Annotated in this window: 10 protein-coding genes and 1 pseudogene; 10 read left to right on the forward strand and 1 reads right to left on the reverse strand. The window is 52.4% G+C overall.

All coding sequences use genetic code 11. The annotated features are described in order from the left end of the window. Positions 1 to 23: 23 nt before the first annotated feature. Positions 24 to 2,297: a Tex family protein gene (locus ACTHR7_RS09265; protein ID WP_440370692.1), complete on the reverse strand. Its 2,274-nt coding sequence runs from the start codon at positions 2,295 to 2,297 to the stop codon at positions 24 to 26. A 129-nt stretch (positions 2,298 to 2,426) separates the two neighbouring features. Between ACTHR7_RS09265 and galE the strand changes: the two genes are divergently transcribed. From galE to ACTHR7_RS09315, 10 genes and pseudogenes are all read left to right on the forward strand, one after another. Further along, positions 2,427 to 3,443, forward strand: coding sequence for a UDP-glucose 4-epimerase GalE (gene galE, locus ACTHR7_RS09270; RefSeq protein WP_440370693.1), 1,017 nt, complete (start codon positions 2,427 to 2,429; stop codon positions 3,441 to 3,443). A 116-nt stretch (positions 3,444 to 3,559) separates the two neighbouring features. After that, positions 3,560 to 4,627 (forward strand): dTDP-glucose 4,6-dehydratase, encoded by a 1,068-nt coding sequence (gene rffG, locus ACTHR7_RS09275; RefSeq protein ID WP_440370694.1) that lies wholly within the window; start codon positions 3,560 to 3,562, stop codon positions 4,625 to 4,627. Positions 4,628 to 4,700: 73 nt separating this feature from the next. Continuing rightward, on the forward strand, positions 4,701 to 5,567 hold the full coding sequence (rfbA, locus tag ACTHR7_RS09280; RefSeq protein WP_196973762.1) for a glucose-1-phosphate thymidylyltransferase RfbA: 867 nt from the start codon (positions 4,701 to 4,703) through the stop codon (positions 5,565 to 5,567). Positions 5,568 to 5,620: 53 nt separating this feature from the next. Continuing rightward, complete coding sequence (rfbC, locus tag ACTHR7_RS09285; protein ID WP_002251782.1) at positions 5,621 to 6,160, forward strand: dTDP-4-dehydrorhamnose 3,5-epimerase; 540 nt, start codon at positions 5,621 to 5,623, stop codon at positions 6,158 to 6,160. A 25-nt stretch (positions 6,161 to 6,185) separates the two neighbouring features. Continuing rightward, positions 6,186 to 8,300, forward strand: a complete 2,115-nt coding sequence (locus ACTHR7_RS09290; RefSeq protein WP_440370695.1) for a capsular polysaccharide biosynthesis protein — start codon at positions 6,186 to 6,188, stop codon at positions 8,298 to 8,300. A gap of 136 nt (positions 8,301 to 8,436) precedes the next feature. Beyond that, a pseudogene (locus ACTHR7_RS09295) lies at positions 8,437 to 9,696 on the forward strand (capsule biosynthesis protein). Positions 9,697 to 10,063: 367 nt separating this feature from the next. Beyond that, positions 10,064 to 11,470 carry an SEL1-like repeat protein gene (locus tag ACTHR7_RS09300; protein ID WP_440370696.1) on the forward strand — a complete coding sequence of 469 codons (1,407 nt, stop codon included), beginning with the start codon at positions 10,064 to 10,066 and terminating at the stop codon, positions 11,468 to 11,470. 217 nt (positions 11,471 to 11,687) lie between these two features. Then, a complete protein-coding gene (gene gltS, locus ACTHR7_RS09305) occupies positions 11,688 to 12,902 on the forward strand; it encodes a sodium/glutamate symporter (protein ID WP_440370697.1) in 1,215 nt (404 codons plus the stop codon). A 105-nt stretch (positions 12,903 to 13,007) separates the two neighbouring features. Beyond that, positions 13,008 to 14,027 carry a lysozyme inhibitor LprI family protein gene (locus ACTHR7_RS09310; protein ID WP_440370698.1) on the forward strand — a complete coding sequence of 340 codons (1,020 nt, stop codon included), beginning with the start codon at positions 13,008 to 13,010 and terminating at the stop codon, positions 14,025 to 14,027. Between the two features lie 54 nt (positions 14,028 to 14,081). Beyond that, complete coding sequence (locus tag ACTHR7_RS09315) at positions 14,082 to 15,077, forward strand: S49 family peptidase (protein WP_049332939.1); 996 nt, start codon at positions 14,082 to 14,084, stop codon at positions 15,075 to 15,077. The last annotated feature ends 201 nt before the right edge of the window (positions 15,078 to 15,278 follow it).

The raw sequence follows: 15,278 nt of genomic DNA on the forward strand, positions 1-15,278 counted from the left end.
CGGCCTTCAATTGGTTTTCTACCTTACCGCTTCAGCTTCGCAAACGCATCTGCCATCGCCGAATTGGTTGGGACACGCTCGTTGCGTTGGGGTTTGCGGTCGTGGCGTTCTTGATGTCGGGTTTCAGACGGCCTGTTGCCTTTGACTGTGCCGCCCGGTTCGTCATCCAAACGCATGGTAAGCGCAATGCGTTTACGCGCAGCATCGACTTCCAGCACTTTCACTTTCACCACATCGCCGGCTTTCACGACTTCGCGCGGGTCTTGGACGAATTTATTGGACAGGGCGGAGATGTGCACCAAGCCGTCCTGATGGACGCCGATGTCCACGAACGCGCCGAAGTTGGCGACATTGGAAACCACGCCTTCGAGTATCATGCCGACTTGCAAGTCGCTGATTTCGTGGATTCCTTCGGCGAATGAGGCCGTCTGAAACTCGCCGCGCGGGTCGCGGCCGGGTTTTTCCAGCTCGGACAGGATGTCCAGAATGGTCGGCAGGCCGAAGCGTTCGTCGATGAAGTCGGACGCTTTAATTTGCTTCACGCGCTCGCGGTTGCCGATGAGTTCGGCGGCGCTAATGCCTTGTTGCGCCAGCATTTTGGCGACGACGGGATAGGCTTCTGGATGAACGGCGCTCGCGTCCAGCGGCTCTTTGCCGCCGTTAATCCGCAAAAAGCCCGCCGCCTGCTCGAAGGTTTTTTCACCCAAACGCGGTACTTTCAGCAATTTTTTGCGGCTGTCGAACGCGCCGTTTTCATCGCGGTAGGCGACAATGTTTTGGGCAAGGGTTTGATTTAAACCGGAAATCCGCGCCAAGAGCGGGGCGGAGGCGGTGTTCACATCTACGCCGACGGCGTTCACGCAGTCTTCGACCACCGCGTCCAGCGATTTGGCGAGCCGGCTTTGGTTCACGTCGTGCTGATACTGCCCCACGCCGATGGATTTAGGGTCGATTTTGACCAACTCGGCAAGCGGGTCTTGCAGCCTGCGAGCGATGGACACCGCGCCACGCAGGGAAACGTCCAAGTCGGGGAACTCGCGCGCCGCCAATTCGGACGCGGAATAAATCGATGCGCCGGCTTCGGAAACGACGATTTTGTGCAGTCCCATTTCCGGCATTCCACGCACCAGTTCGCCTGCGATTTTGTCGGTTTCGCGGCTGGCAGTGCCGTTGCCGATGGCGATGAGCTTCACGCCGTGTTGTTTAATCAGGCGCAACAGCGTTGCCAACATATTGTTTTCTTGATGCAAATAGACGATGACGGTATCCAGCAGCTTGCCCGTGTCGTCCACTACGGCGCATTTCACGCCGTTGCGGTAGCCGGGGTCGAGACCCAAAGTCGTCAGCCGTCCCGCAGGCGCGGCGAGCAACAAGTCTTTGAGATTGCGGGCGAACACGGTAATCGCGTCGGTGTCGGCGGCTTCTTTCAGACGACCTAAGGCTTCGAGTTCCAGCAACAAAAAGATTTTCGCGCGCCAAGTCAGGCGTACGGTGTCGCGCAGCCATTTGTGGCCGTCTGAAACCTTGAAACGGCGAGTAATGATTTGCTCGTATTCGCTTTGCTGCGTAATCGGCGTGTCGTCGGGCTGGTATTTGAGCGCGATGTTCAACACTCCTTCGTTGCGGCCGCGCAATACCGCCAGCGCACGGTGGCTGGGCATGGTGCGAATAGGTTCGCGATGGTCGAAATAATCGCTGAATTTTTCGCCTTCGGTTTCTTTGCCTTCAACGACTTGCGCATGAATTTCGGCTTCGTTCCACAGCTTGTCGCGCAGCGTGCCGATGAGTTCCGCGTCTTCGGCAAACTGCTCCATCAGGATCGCGCGTGCGCCGTCCAGTGCAGCTTTAGTATTGGGAACATTTTCGTTCAGGTAGCCTTGCGCGGCGGCTTCAACATCCTGCGGCTGCTCGGCAAGCAACACGTCCGCCAGCGGCTGCAAACCGTGTTCGCGCGCGATTTGCGCTTTGGTTCGGCGTTTGGGTTTGTAGGGTAGATACAGGTCTTCCAGCGCGGTTTTGTTGTCGGCGGCTTCGATTTGCGCTTTGAGGTCGTCTGAAAGCTTACCTTGCTCTTCAATGCTTTTTAACACAACGGCTTTGCGATCTTCCAACTCGCGCAGATATTGCAGCCGCTCGGCAAGCTGGCGCAGCTGCGTATCGTCCAGCCCACCCGTGGCTTCCTTGCGGTAACGGGCGATAAAGGGGACGGTCGCACCGTCATCTAAAAGCTCAATAGCGGCATTAATTTGCGCAGTGGTGGCAGAGAGTTCTTGAGAGAGGATTTGGGTAATGTTCATATATTCCTTCATATTCCATCTGAACGATTGATAGGACAGCACAACGTAAGATAATTTTTGGGAAGACAAAGGATAATACTGATACACTTCATTCAAAACAAGATAACATATGCTGTATAAGGAAAACCAATGACTATTCTTATCACCGGCGGTACCGGTTTTATCGGTTCTCATACCGTTGTTTCCCTGCTGAAATCAGGCTTTAATGCCGTGATTTTGGACAATTTGTGCAATTCGTCTACCAACATCCTCCCGCGCTTGGAAAAGATTACCGGCAAGTCTGCGCCTTTTTACCAAGGGGATATCCGTGATCGTGAAGTGTTGCGTCAAATCTTTGCGGAACACGATATTGATGCCGTCATCCATTTTGCCGGCTTGAAGGCAGTCGGTGAAAGCGTGGCCGAACCAATGAAATACTACGACAACAATGTGTCGGGCAGTTTGGTTTTGGCTGAAGAAATGGCGCGTGCCGGCGTATTTAAGATTGTGTTCAGCTCATCTGCTACGGTTTACGGTGATCCGGGTAAAGTGCCTTATACGGAAGATATGCAACCGGGGGATACGACCAGCCCTTACGGTACGTCTAAGTCTATGGTGGAGCGCATTTTGACGGATATCCAAAAGGCCGATCCGCGTTGGAGTGTGATTTTGTTGCGCTATTTCAACCCTATCGGTGCGCATGAAAGTGGTTTGATCGGCGAGCAGCCAAACGGCATCCCAAACAATCTGCTGCCTTATATCTGCCAAGTGGCTTCAGGCAAGCTGCCGCAATTGTCAGTCTTCGGTGACGACTACCCTACTCCCGACGGTACGGGTATGCGCGACTATATCCATGTGATGGATTTGGCGGAAGGCCATGTAGCGGCGATGCAGGCGAAAAGCGATGTTTCAGGCGTACACCTGTTTAATTTAGGTTCGGGACGTGCTTATTCGGTATTGGAAATCATCCGTGCCTTTGAAGCAGCCTCCGGTTTGACCATTCCGTTCCAAATCAAACCGCGTCGCGATGGCGATTTGGCCTGTTTCTACGCCGATCCCGCCTACACCAAAGCGCAGACCGGTTGGGAAACTAAGCGTGATTTGGCGCAGATGATGGAAGACTCATGGCGTTGGGTCAGCAACAACCCAAATGGCTACGATGATTAAGTTGACCTGATACAGGCCGTCTGAAAGAGATGTTTTCAGACGGCCTCTTTATCTGAAAAACACACATTCTGTCTGCTATAATCCGTTTATATTATTTTGACTATCCTCTGAAACTTATGAAGAAAATCCTTGTTACCGGCGGCGCGGGCTTTATCGGTTCTGCCGTTGTCCGTCATATTATCCAAAACACCCAAGACTCTGTCGTCAATGTCGATAAGCTGACTTATGCCGGCAATTTGGAATCTTTGACCGAGGTAGCCAATAATCCTCGCTATGCTTTTGAGCAAGTGGATATTTGCGACCGCGCCGAACTCGACCGCGTATTCGCACAACACCAGCCTGATGCCGTGATGCACTTGGCTGCGGAAAGCCATGTCGACCGCTCTATCGATTCGGCAGGCGAATTTATCCAAACCAATATCGTCGGCACATTCAATCTGCTTGAAGCAGCCCGCGCCTACTGGCAACAAATGCTGTCTGAAAAACGCGAAGCCTTCCGCTTCCACCATATTTCTACCGATGAAGTCTATGGCGATTTGCACGGCACAGACGATTTGTTTACCGAGACCACGCCATACGCGCCGTCCAGCCCCTACTCTGCTTCTAAAGCGTCCAGCGACCACCTCGTCCGTGCATGGCTGCGTACTTACGGTTTGCCGACCATCGTAACCAACTGCTCCAACAACTACGGCCCCTACCATTTTCCGGAAAAACTCATTCCTTTGATGATTCTGAACGCGCTCGACGGCAAACCGCTGCCCGTTTACGGCGACGGTATGCAAATCCGCGACTGGCTGTTTGTCGAAGACCACGCGCGCGCACTGTATCAGGTTGTTACCGAAGGTGTTGTCGGCGAAACCTACAATATCGGCGGCCACAATGAAAAAGCCAATGTTGAAGTCGTCAAAACCATCTGCGCCCTGCTGGAAGAGCTTGTTCCTGAAAAACCGGCGGGTGTAACGCGTTATGAAGATTTGATTACCTTCGTGCAAGACCGTCCCGGCCATGACGTACGCTACGCCATCGATGCTGCCAAAATCGGCAGGGAGCTGGGCTGGAAACCTCAGGAAACATTCGAATCCGGCATCCGCAAAACAGTACAATGGTATTTGGACAACAAAACCTGGTGGCAAAACGTATTGAACGGCAGCTATCGTTTAGAGCGTTTAGGCACCGGTAAATAAGTTTTCAGACGGCCTGTTCCCATATTAGGCCGTCTGAAAATCATGCAAACACACACTACTCAGGAGAAAACCCATGAAAGGCATCATCCTTGCCGGAGGCAGCGGCACACGCCTCTACCCCATCACGCGCGGCGTATCCAAACAACTGCTGCCCGTGTACGACAAGCCCATGATTTACTATCCCCTGTCCGTATTGATGCTGGCAGGAATCCGCGATATTTTGGTGATTACCACGCCTGAAGACAACGCCTCTTTCAAACGCCTGCTTGGCGACGGCAGCGATTTCGGCATTTCCATCAGCTATGCCGTGCAACCCAGCCCGGACGGCTTGGCACAGGCATTTATCATCGGCGAAGAATTTATCGGCAACGACAATGTTTGCTTGGTTTTGGGCGACAATATTTTCTACGGCCAATCATTTACGCAAACATTGAAACAAGCCGCCGCCAAGACCCACGGCGCAACCGTATTCGGTTATCAGGTCAAAGACCCCGAGCGTTTCGGCGTGGTTGAGTTTGACGAAAACTTCAACGCCCTGTCTATCGAAGAGAAACCGCAACAGCCCAAATCCGATTGGGCGGTAACCGGCTTGTACTTCTACGACCGACGCGTCGTCGAATTCGCCAAACAAATCAAACCGTCCGCCCGCGGCGAATTGGAAATCTCCGATCTCAACCAAATGTATTTGGAAGACGGTTCATTGTCGGTACAACTTTTGGGACGCGGTTTCGCATGGTTGGACACCGGCACCCACGAGAGCCTGCACGAAGCTGCTTCATTCGTCCAAACCGTGCAAAACATCCAAGACCTGCAAATTGCCTGTCTGGAAGAAATTGCTTGGCGCAACGGTTGGCTTTCCGATGAAAAACTGGAAGAACTGGCGCGCCCGATGGCGAAAAACCAATACGGCCAATATTTGCTGCGCCTGTTGAAAAAATAATGTTTGAGGCCGTCTAAAACTTTTCAGACGGCCTTTAGATGAAAGATAAAACGATGAATATCATTGATACCGCCATTCCTGACGTAAAACTGCTTGAGCCCCAAGTCTTCGGCGACGCACGCGGCTTTTTTATGGAAACCTTCCGCGACGAGTGGTTCAAGACCCAAGTCTGCGAACGCACCTTCGTGCAGGAAAACCACTCCAAATCCGGCAAAGGCGTATTACGCGGCCTGCACTATCAAACTGAAAACACACAAGGCAAACTCGTGCGCGTGGTTGTCGGCGAAGTATTCGACGTGGCCGTCGATATGCGTAAAGACTCCCCCACTTTCGGCAAATGGGTAGGCGAGATTCTGTCCGCAGAAAACAAACGCCAACTATGGGTACCCGAAGGTTTTGCACACGGCTTCTATGTACTGAGCGATGAAGCTGAGTTCGTCTATAAATGCACGGATTATTACAACCCCAAAGCCGAACACTCGCTGATTTGGAATGATCCGACCGTCGGCATCGACTGGCCGCTGCAAGGCGAGCCGAACCTGTCGCCTAAAGACTTGGCAGGCAAAGTATTGGCCGAAGCCGTAACGTTTTAAAAAATAATTCAGGCCATCTGAAAGAATGCTCCTCTTTTCAGACGGCCTACAATCCATTAATAACAATAATCGACGAAAACGCATTGTAAAAAACGCCTACATTCCCTCTCGCGGCATCCGCAAAATCCCCCATCTCTCCACCCTATTGCCTGAATTTCATATCTGCAAAGATGGGAAAGGTACAGAGACTGTCGTCGGCTGGGGTTTGCGCCCGACGACACACAAAGCGCGTGCTTTTGCCGCCGAACACCAGCTTCCCTTTATTGCTTTGGAAGACGGTTTTTTACGCTCGCTCGGACTGGGCGTCTCCGGTTATCCGCCCTACTCCATCGTCTATGACGACATCGGTATCTACTATGACACCACGCGTCCTTCTCGTTTGGAACAACTGATTCTTGCCACCGATACCATGCCGTCTGAAACCTTGGCTCAGGCGCAGCAGGCGATGGATTTCATCCTGCAACACCATCTGTCCAAATACAACCACGCGCCCGAACTTTCAGACGATCATCCTTTACGTTCCCCATCCAAACCCGAAACCGTCCTCATCATCGACCAAACCTTCGGCGATATGGCCATCCAATATGGCGGCGCAGATGCCTCTACGTTTGAATTGATGTTTCAGACGGCCTTAAATGAAAACCCGCAAGCCGATATCTGGGTCAAAACCCATCCCGATGTTTTGTGCGGCAAAAAACAAGGCTATCTGACCCAGCTTGCGCAGCAACACCGTGTCCATCTTTTGGCAGAAGACATCAATCCGATTTCTTTGTTGCAAAACGTCGATAAAGTTTATTGCGTTACCTCGCAAATGGGCTTTGAGGCGCTTTTGTGCAGCAAACCGCTGACCACCTTCGGCCTGCCGTGGTATGCCGGATGGGGCGTGAGCGACGACCGCCATCCTAAAATCGACAGCCTTGTTCAAACCCAACGCCGCACCCCCCGCAACTTGCTACAACTCTTCGCCGCGGCCTATCTGCAATACAGCCGCTACCTCAACCCCAATACCGGCGAAGCAGGCAGCCTCTTTGATGTCATCGACTATCTGGCGACGGTCAAACGCAAAAACGACAAATTGCGTGGCGAGTTGTATTGCGTCGGTATGTCTTTGTGGAAACGCGCGGTTGCCAAACCGTTCTTTAACGTACCCTCATGCCGTCTGAAATTTATCTCTTCCACCCCAAAACTGGCCGGGGTCAAACTGTCCGACGATGCACGCATCCTTGCTTGGGGCAACGGCAAAGAGGCCATCGTCCGTTTTGCCGAACAACACAACATCCCCCTGTTGCGCATGGAAGACGGCTTTATCCGCTCGGTCGGACTCGGTTCTAATTTAGTGCCGCCGCTGTCACTCGTTACCGACGATATGGGCATTTATTTCAATGCCGAAACCCCGTCCCGTCTTGAACACATCCTACAAAACCAAAACTTCGACGATCAAGACTTTCAGACGGCCTTGAAGCTGCAAAAAATGCTGACCGAAAACCACATCAGCAAATACAACGTCGGCAGCTCAGACTTCACCGCCCCATCAACCGACAAAACCGTGATCCTCGTTCCCGGCCAGGTCGAAGATGATGCGTCTATCCGCTACGGTTCGCCCCAAATCTATCGCAATCTGGATCTGCTCCGTACCGTACGCGAACGCAATCCCGATGCCTATATCATCTACAAACCGCATCCCGATGTAGTCAGCGGTAACCGCATCGGCCATATTTCCCCTGAAGATGCTGCACGATATGCCGACCAAACCGCCGAACAAGCCGATATCCTGACCTGTCTCCAATACGCAGACGAAGTTCACACCATGACTTCGCTGACCGGTTTTGAAGCCTTGTTGCGCGGCAAAAAAGTCAGCTGCTACGGCCTGCCTTTTTACGCCGGTTGGGGACTTACCCAAGATCTGCTGCCCATTCCGCGCCGCAGCCACAGGCTTGAGCTTTGGCAGCTGATTGCCGGCACGCTCATCCACTACCCCGACTACATCCACCCCGAAACCCATCAGGCCATCAATGCGGAAACCGCAGCCCAAATCCTGATACGACAAAAAAATATGCAAAAAAACAACAACGGATTACATCGCGGGTACTTTGCTAAAAAATTAGGTAAAATCAAACAACTATATCGATCTTTCAAATAAACACCATCTAAATTAACGATATATCATAAACTTACCTCTATTGAGTCATTATTGCCTTTGCATCGTTAATTCTCTTGGCGTATGCTTGAAAGTTCAACCTAAAACTATTACATAAAAAACAAAACCACATTGCGACATGAAACAGACCGTCCTCAAAAACAACCTGCAAAACCTGCTTGAAAGCGCAGAAAATATCCTGCTACTTCAAGGTCCTGTCGGCAATTTTTTTCTGCGTCTTGCCGACTGGCTGACTGCAAACGGCAAAACCGTACATAAATTCAACTTTAATGCAGGCGACGACTATTTTTATCCGCCCACTCAAGCTTATACCGTTGTTTTTAACGACGACTACGATGCCTTTCCTTAATTTTTGCAAGAATACATCGTTCAACATCACATCCAGGCCGTTGTCTGCTTTGGCGACACACGCCCTTATCACGTCATTGCAAAACGCATTGCAACCGAAAACCAAGCCAGTTTCTGGGCGTTTGAAGAAGGCTATTTCCGCCCCTACTACATCACATTAGAAAAAGACGGCGTCAACGCATTTTCCCCGTTGCCGCGCCGTGCCGACTTTTTTCTTGAACAATTCCCTAAGCTTGCCCGGCAAGAATATGAAGCGCCAACGCCGGTACGCGGCGGGTTTACGCCCATGGCAAAAAACGCCATCCGTTACTATATCGAATTGTTCCGCAATCCACGCAAATATCCCGACTACATCCACCACCGCGCGCCTAATGTCGGCCATTACCTCAAACTGTGGTCGCTCTCCATCCTCAAGCGTTTGAACTACTATATTGAAGACATCCAAATCGCCAAACGTGTGGAAGCAGGCAAATACGGCAAGTTTTTTATTGTTCCCTTGCAGGTATTTAACGACAGCCAAGTCCGTATCCATTGCGACTTTCCCAGCGTCCGCAGCTTCCTGCTCCATGTTTTGAGTTCATTTGCCGAACACGCGCCTGCCGATACCAACATCATCATCAAGCATCATCCGATGGACCGCGGCTTTATCGACTACTGGCGCGACATTAAACGCTTTATCAAAGAACACCCCGAACTCAAAGGCCGTGTGATTTATGTCCATGATGTCCCCCTGCCCGTTTTCCTGCGCCACGGTCTCGGCATGGTCACCATCAACAGCACCAGCGGCCTGTCCGGACTGATTCACAATATGCCTGTCAAAGTCCTCGGCCGTGCCTATTATGATATTCCCGGCATTACTGACCAAAATACCTTGGCAGAATTTTGGAATCATCCGACACCACCTGACAGCGACTTGTTCCATGCCTACCGTATGTACCACCTCAACGTAACCCAAATTAATGGCAACTTCTATAGTCAGGTGTTTTTCCCCAACAAAAAAACCTCCGACTCTTCCGCACCGACAACCTGACTTAGTGAAAGAAAGCTCAGGCCGTCTGAAAACATTTCAGACGGCCTGAAGCAATCAATACCTTAGCTACTGCCATGTAAATAAAACACAAAAACCTGCATTTATCATTAACAATAAATTACAAAGACAGTATAATAACTGAGATGTCATAAAAGCATACCAACTCAAGCTGAGGCCTTAATAACACACAAAATATGGATGTACTCCCAGGCAAAACAATATAACAAGCCAAACATCCTAAAGATAAGCCAGCAAGGCAATACACTTTACAAAACTGTGGCGAGCAATATTTTTACAAAGCCCTCAGCCGGTATTGCCGCCCATATGCTGCAGCATCCGTCTTCCACTTTATATCCGCCCGCAAACCATGACCGCCGCTCCTGATATCCTCTACCGGCAAGCCGCCGCCCTTTTGGAACAATCCAATACCGCCCAAGCCCTGCCCCTGCTGCAACAGGCCGCAGAGCAGGGTTATACGGAAGCTGCTTTTGTATTGGGCAATCATCTGCTGCAAAATGGTCATCCGGAGCAGGCACTTCCATGGCTGGAAGCCGCCGCGGCCCAACGCCATCCCAAGGCACTCTTTATCCTGCTGCAACAACGCGAACACAACGGTACCCCAACAGGACAGCTTCTTAACGAATACGCCTGGCTGGGTGAGCAAGGTCACCCCGAAGCCCAATTAATCCTCATGCGTTACCACGCGCAACGCAACGATCCACAATCCCTCTACTGGGCGGAGCTTGCCGCCGCCCGATATGCCGCGCCTGCGTATTACCATCTGGCACGCCATCATCAACGCCAAGGCGACATTGCGACAGCCATCGAACAATACGAAAAAGCGGCCGCGCTCGGCGTGGCTGCCGCCTGTTGGCAACTCGGTCAAATCTACTTCTACGGCACGGGTATCAGCCCCAACCACGGACAAGCCGAACATTATCTCGAACAAGCCGCGCAAGCCGGCCATATCGCCGCACAAACCCTACTGGCCGACCTTCTTGCCGCCCAACGCAAACCCGAAGCCTTAAAATGGTATCGTCGTGCCGCCGATAAGGAGCAAGCGGAAGCACAGGCCAAGCTGGCCCAATACGCCCTGACCGGCAAACTCTCCGAACGCGATCCGTTCCAAGCGGCACGATATGCCAAAGCCGCTGCCGAGAAAGACCATCCCGAAGCGCTGAAAATCATGGGCGACCTCTACCGCTACGGCCTCGGCATCAAAGCCGACAACCATATCGCGCATGATTACTACCACCATGCCGCCGCGCTGGGTTCTGTCGCCGCAGCACAAAAACTCATCAGCGACGCCGCGCTGTACCATCCGCAACAATACGAACAAATCAAAACTGCCGCCCTGCAGCAACAACAAACCGAAACCATCTACCGTTTGGCGGAAGCACAAGCCAATGCCATCGGCCGTCCCACCGACCACAATGCCGCGCGCAAAAATTACATGGAAGCGGCCGAATTCCACCACAAAAACGCGGCGGCAGCCTTGGGCCGCATCTACCATTACGGCCTCGGCACGGCGCAAGACCCTCGGGCGGCCGCCCACTGGTACGCCATCGCTGCCGAACAAAACCACCCTTCCGCCCAATACCACCTCGCCTGTTTTTACTATCACGGGCAAGGTGTAAGCTGCCATGTTCCGACTGCCTGCTACTGGCTGCAGGCCGCCATCGGCAACGGACATACCTCGGCCGGGTTATTAACATCCCTCTTGGAACAATGGCGCCGCGAAGCGCACCATGCCATCGGACAAAAGGCCGTCTGAAAAGATTTACACTCGCATTTTTTGACAATCTTTAACTATTCCCCTAATATTTGCCAGTTATTTTTCACGGGCACGTCATTGTTTTCATTTCTTTCTGAAAACACCTTGTCCGCGCATCAATACCATGACACTCGGCGGATAACGCCAAGCGTTGAAACACACTACATCCGGAACAAAAACGGATGCTCGGAAAAACATTTCTAGGAGGTGAAACAACATGGAATGGGAATTCAACAGTTATTACACACTGATTGCCGCCACGCTCGTGTTGCTGGTTGGTAAATTTCTGGTTCAAAAAATCAAATTCTTAAGAGACTTCAATATTCCCGAGCCGGTCGCCGGCGGTTTGATTGCCGCTATCGTCCTGTTCGCCCTGCACGAAGCCTACGGCGTCAGCTTCAAATTTGAAAAACCGCTGCAAGATGCGTTCATGCTCATCTTCTTTACATCCATCGGTTTGAGTGCCGACTTCTCCCGTTTGAAAGCGGGCGGTTTGCCTTTGGTTATCTTTACCGCCGTGGTGGGTGCATTCATCATCATCCAAAACTTCGTCGGTGTCGGCTTGGCGAGCGCATTGGGCTTGGATCCGCTGATTGGCCTGATTACCGGTTCGATTACCCTGACCGGTGGTCACGGTACCGCCGGCGCATGGGGTCCTGACTTTGAAAGCAAATTCGGCCTGACCGGCGCAACCGGCTTGGGTATGGCTTCTGCCACCTTCGGCCTGGTATTCGGCGGCCTGATCGGCGGTCCCGTTGCCCGTCGCCTGATCAACAAAATGGGCCGTAAACCTGTCGTCAAAACTGCCAAATCCGACGACAACGATGCTGCCGACGATATCTTCGAACAAGCACAGCGTACCCGCCTGATTACTGCGGAATCTGCTGTCGAAACCCTGGCTATGTTTGCCGGCTGTTTGGCATTTGCCGAAATCGTGGATGGCTACGACAAAGCCTTCTTCGACTTGCCTAAATTCGTATGGTGTCTGTTTGCAGGTGTGGTCATCCGCAATGTCCTGACCGCAGCCTTCAAAGTCAATATGTTTGACCGCGCCATCGACGTATTCGGTAACGCTTCCCTGTCACTCTTCCTTGCCATGGCTCTTCTGAATCTGAAACTGTGGGAGTTGACCGGTCTGGCAGGTCCTGTGACCATCATCTTGGCCGTACAAACCGTTGTGATGATTCTGTACGCCACTTTCGTTACCTACGTCTTCATGGGTCGCGATTACGACTCTGCCGTATTGGCGGCAGGTCACTGCGGCTTCGGTTTGGGTGCCACCCCGACCGCCGTTGCCAACATGCAGTCCCTGACCCAAACCTTCGGCCCGTCGCACAAAGCCTTCCTGATTGTACCTATGGTCGGTGCGTTCTTCGTTGACTTGCTCAACGCCGCCATCCTCTCCGGCTTTGTCAGCGTCATCAAAGGCTGATACATCTGACATAGAAAAGCACTTGCCGCATTTACTTGCTGCAAGTGCTTTTGTTATGATAGGCACGTCAGGCCGTCTGAAAGGCCGTCATCTTCAGGAGTACCCATGTACAAAAAAACCGCTTCCGTATTGATTTTAAGCACGATTCTTCTTGCTGCATGCAGCAAAGAAGAGCCGAAAGCCGCGCTTGATTGCGCCCAACCGGCCACACTGCAAAACATCCGTACCACCATCGAAGACACCCTCAAACAACAAGCGCGCTCCTTTGCCCGCAATGACAGCCGCCAATTCGTTGATGCCGACAAAATCATCGCCGCCGGCCTCGAATTAGAAACCCTGCTTGAAGACGCCAAAGAAACCGAAGACAACGGCAAAGCCATCTGCCGCGCCAACCTCAAAATCCACATTCCAGACACCATCCTCAAAACGGCTATAGACAACAGCCCGCTGATTTACGGCAACACCCCATTGTCCGACATGCTCGAACAAAAACTAATGGGCAGCAACCTGACTTTTGAAAACAACACGTTCAGCACCACCCTGCTCTACACCCCCGACAAAGACGGCAAACTGGTTCTCGAAGACAACACCCTGAGCACCACAGCCCAAACCCTTTCCGCCACCCTGCTGCCCTACGGCGTGAAAAGCATCGTCATGATAGACGGCAAGCCTGTATCCAAAGAGCAGGCCATCAAGCTGCTGCAAAACCCAAATACGGAAGAGCCGCCGACTGTTAATCCGCAAGACATCCTTGAAAACAATGCCGCCAGCCAAGCTGTCGGCTTGACTGATGATGACAATTCAGACTACGAAGTCCTGCGTCCTGACCGTGAAACTCCGCGCAACGAGCCGCCCGGCCTCAGCCAAAGCGAACTCGACAACGCACGCGCGCAAAACCGTCAGGCAGACGGCGAGATTAACGACCTCTGGGGCGGCATGGACAGCGATGTCAAGCAACAAATCCTCGGCGAACAACGCGCCTGGATTCAAAGCAAAAAACTCAACTGCCAACAAGCCGCCGCGTCCGCAGACAACGCTGCGCAAGCAGAATACCTGCGCCTGCAGTGTGAAACCCGCATGACCCGCGAACGTACGCAATACCTGCGCGGCTATTCCATCAACTAAAACCGATAAGGCCGTCTGAACATTCAGACGGCCTACAAGAAAGCACATCACATCATGCAATACCGAATCCACCGTGAAGGCGATGCCCAAAACACACCCTCTTCAGCCTCCACCCCCGTCGACAACTGGGAGCGCAACACCCTGCGCGAAGTCCTCCTCGCCGCCTACCAAGAACAACGCCGCGCCCGCATTTGGCGCAATATCTGGCGCGGCGTCGCCGTCCTCATCTTCCTCAGCCTGATTTTCGGCCTTGCGGAAGAAGAAGGAAAAACCACGAGCATCCAAGCCCGCAGCGAACACACCGCCGTTATCGACCTGACCGGCGAAATCGGCAACGACATCGACGACCAAGTCCAAATCCTGCGCGACAGCATGGAAGCCGCCTACGAAAACGGCAACGCCAAAGCCATCATCATCCGTGCCAACAGCCCCGGCGGTTCGCCTGTCGTGTCCAACACGGCCTTTAACGAAGTCCGCCGCCTCAAAGCCGAACACAAAGACATCCCTGTCTACCTCGTTGCCGAAGACATGTGCGCTTCCGGCTGCTACTACATTGCCGCCGCAGCCGACAAAATTTACGCCGACCCTTCCAGCATTGTCGGCAGTATCGGCGTGATCGGCGGCGGTTTCGACTTTACCGGCCTGATGGACAAAGCCGGTGTCAAACGCCGTCTGAAAACCGCCGGCAGCAACAAAGGCATGGGCGACCCTTTCACGCCTGAAACGCCGGCACAAACCCAAATTTGGGAAACTATGTTGGGCGATATCCACCAAGAATTCATCAAAGCCGTCAAACTCGGCCGCGGCGCAAGGTTGAAAGACAAACAGTATCCCGACGTTTTCAGCGGCCGCATCTACACCGGCAAAGAAGCCAAACAGGTCGGCCTGATTGACGACTTCGGCAGCATTTACAGCGTTGCCCGCGATGTTGTCAAAGCACCCGAGCTGGTCAACTACACACCGCAAGACGATTTCAGCAAAATGCTCAGCCGCCGCTTCGGTGCGGAAGTGAAGGCCAAAGTCAAAGAAACTTTGTCTGAAATTTGGTAAATAAAAAATAAAAGGTCGTCTGAAACCCAAATCATTGGGCTTCAGACGGCCTTTTTATATATGGTTGTTACAATAAAACGTGATTATTGTCCAAACATTTATCGGCTTCATAAACCGACAGGCAGAGACCTTTGCAAAATTCCCCAAAATCCCCTAAATTCCCACCAAGACATTTAGGGGATTTTCCATGACCACCTTCTT

Source organism: Neisseria sp. P0007.S010 (assembly GCF_051962875.1).
GTDB classification, from domain to species: Bacteria; Pseudomonadota; Gammaproteobacteria; order Burkholderiales; family Neisseriaceae; genus Neisseria; species Neisseria subflava_A.

Excerpts from the sequence above, each read along its gene's own strand:
- ACTHR7_RS09265 (WP_440370692.1), bottom strand. The coding sequence starts at position 2,297 with ATGAACATTACCCAAATCCTCTCTCAAGAACTCTCTGCCACCACTGCG.
- galE (WP_440370693.1), top strand. The coding sequence starts at position 2,427 with ATGACTATTCTTATCACCGGCGGTACCGGTTTTATCGGTTCTCATACC.
- rffG (WP_440370694.1), top strand. The coding sequence starts at position 3,560 with ATGAAGAAAATCCTTGTTACCGGCGGCGCGGGCTTTATCGGTTCTGCC.
- rfbA (WP_196973762.1), top strand. The coding sequence starts at position 4,701 with ATGAAAGGCATCATCCTTGCCGGAGGCAGCGGCACACGCCTCTACCCC.
- rfbC (WP_002251782.1), top strand. The coding sequence starts at position 5,621 with ATGAATATCATTGATACCGCCATTCCTGACGTAAAACTGCTTGAGCCC.
- ACTHR7_RS09290 (WP_440370695.1), top strand. The coding sequence starts at position 6,186 with ATGCTCCTCTTTTCAGACGGCCTACAATCCATTAATAACAATAATCGA.
- ACTHR7_RS09300 (WP_440370696.1), top strand. The coding sequence starts at position 10,064 with ATGACCGCCGCTCCTGATATCCTCTACCGGCAAGCCGCCGCCCTTTTG.
- gltS (WP_440370697.1), top strand. The coding sequence starts at position 11,688 with ATGGAATGGGAATTCAACAGTTATTACACACTGATTGCCGCCACGCTC.
- ACTHR7_RS09310 (WP_440370698.1), top strand. The coding sequence starts at position 13,008 with ATGTACAAAAAAACCGCTTCCGTATTGATTTTAAGCACGATTCTTCTT.
- ACTHR7_RS09315 (WP_049332939.1), top strand. The coding sequence starts at position 14,082 with ATGCAATACCGAATCCACCGTGAAGGCGATGCCCAAAACACACCCTCT.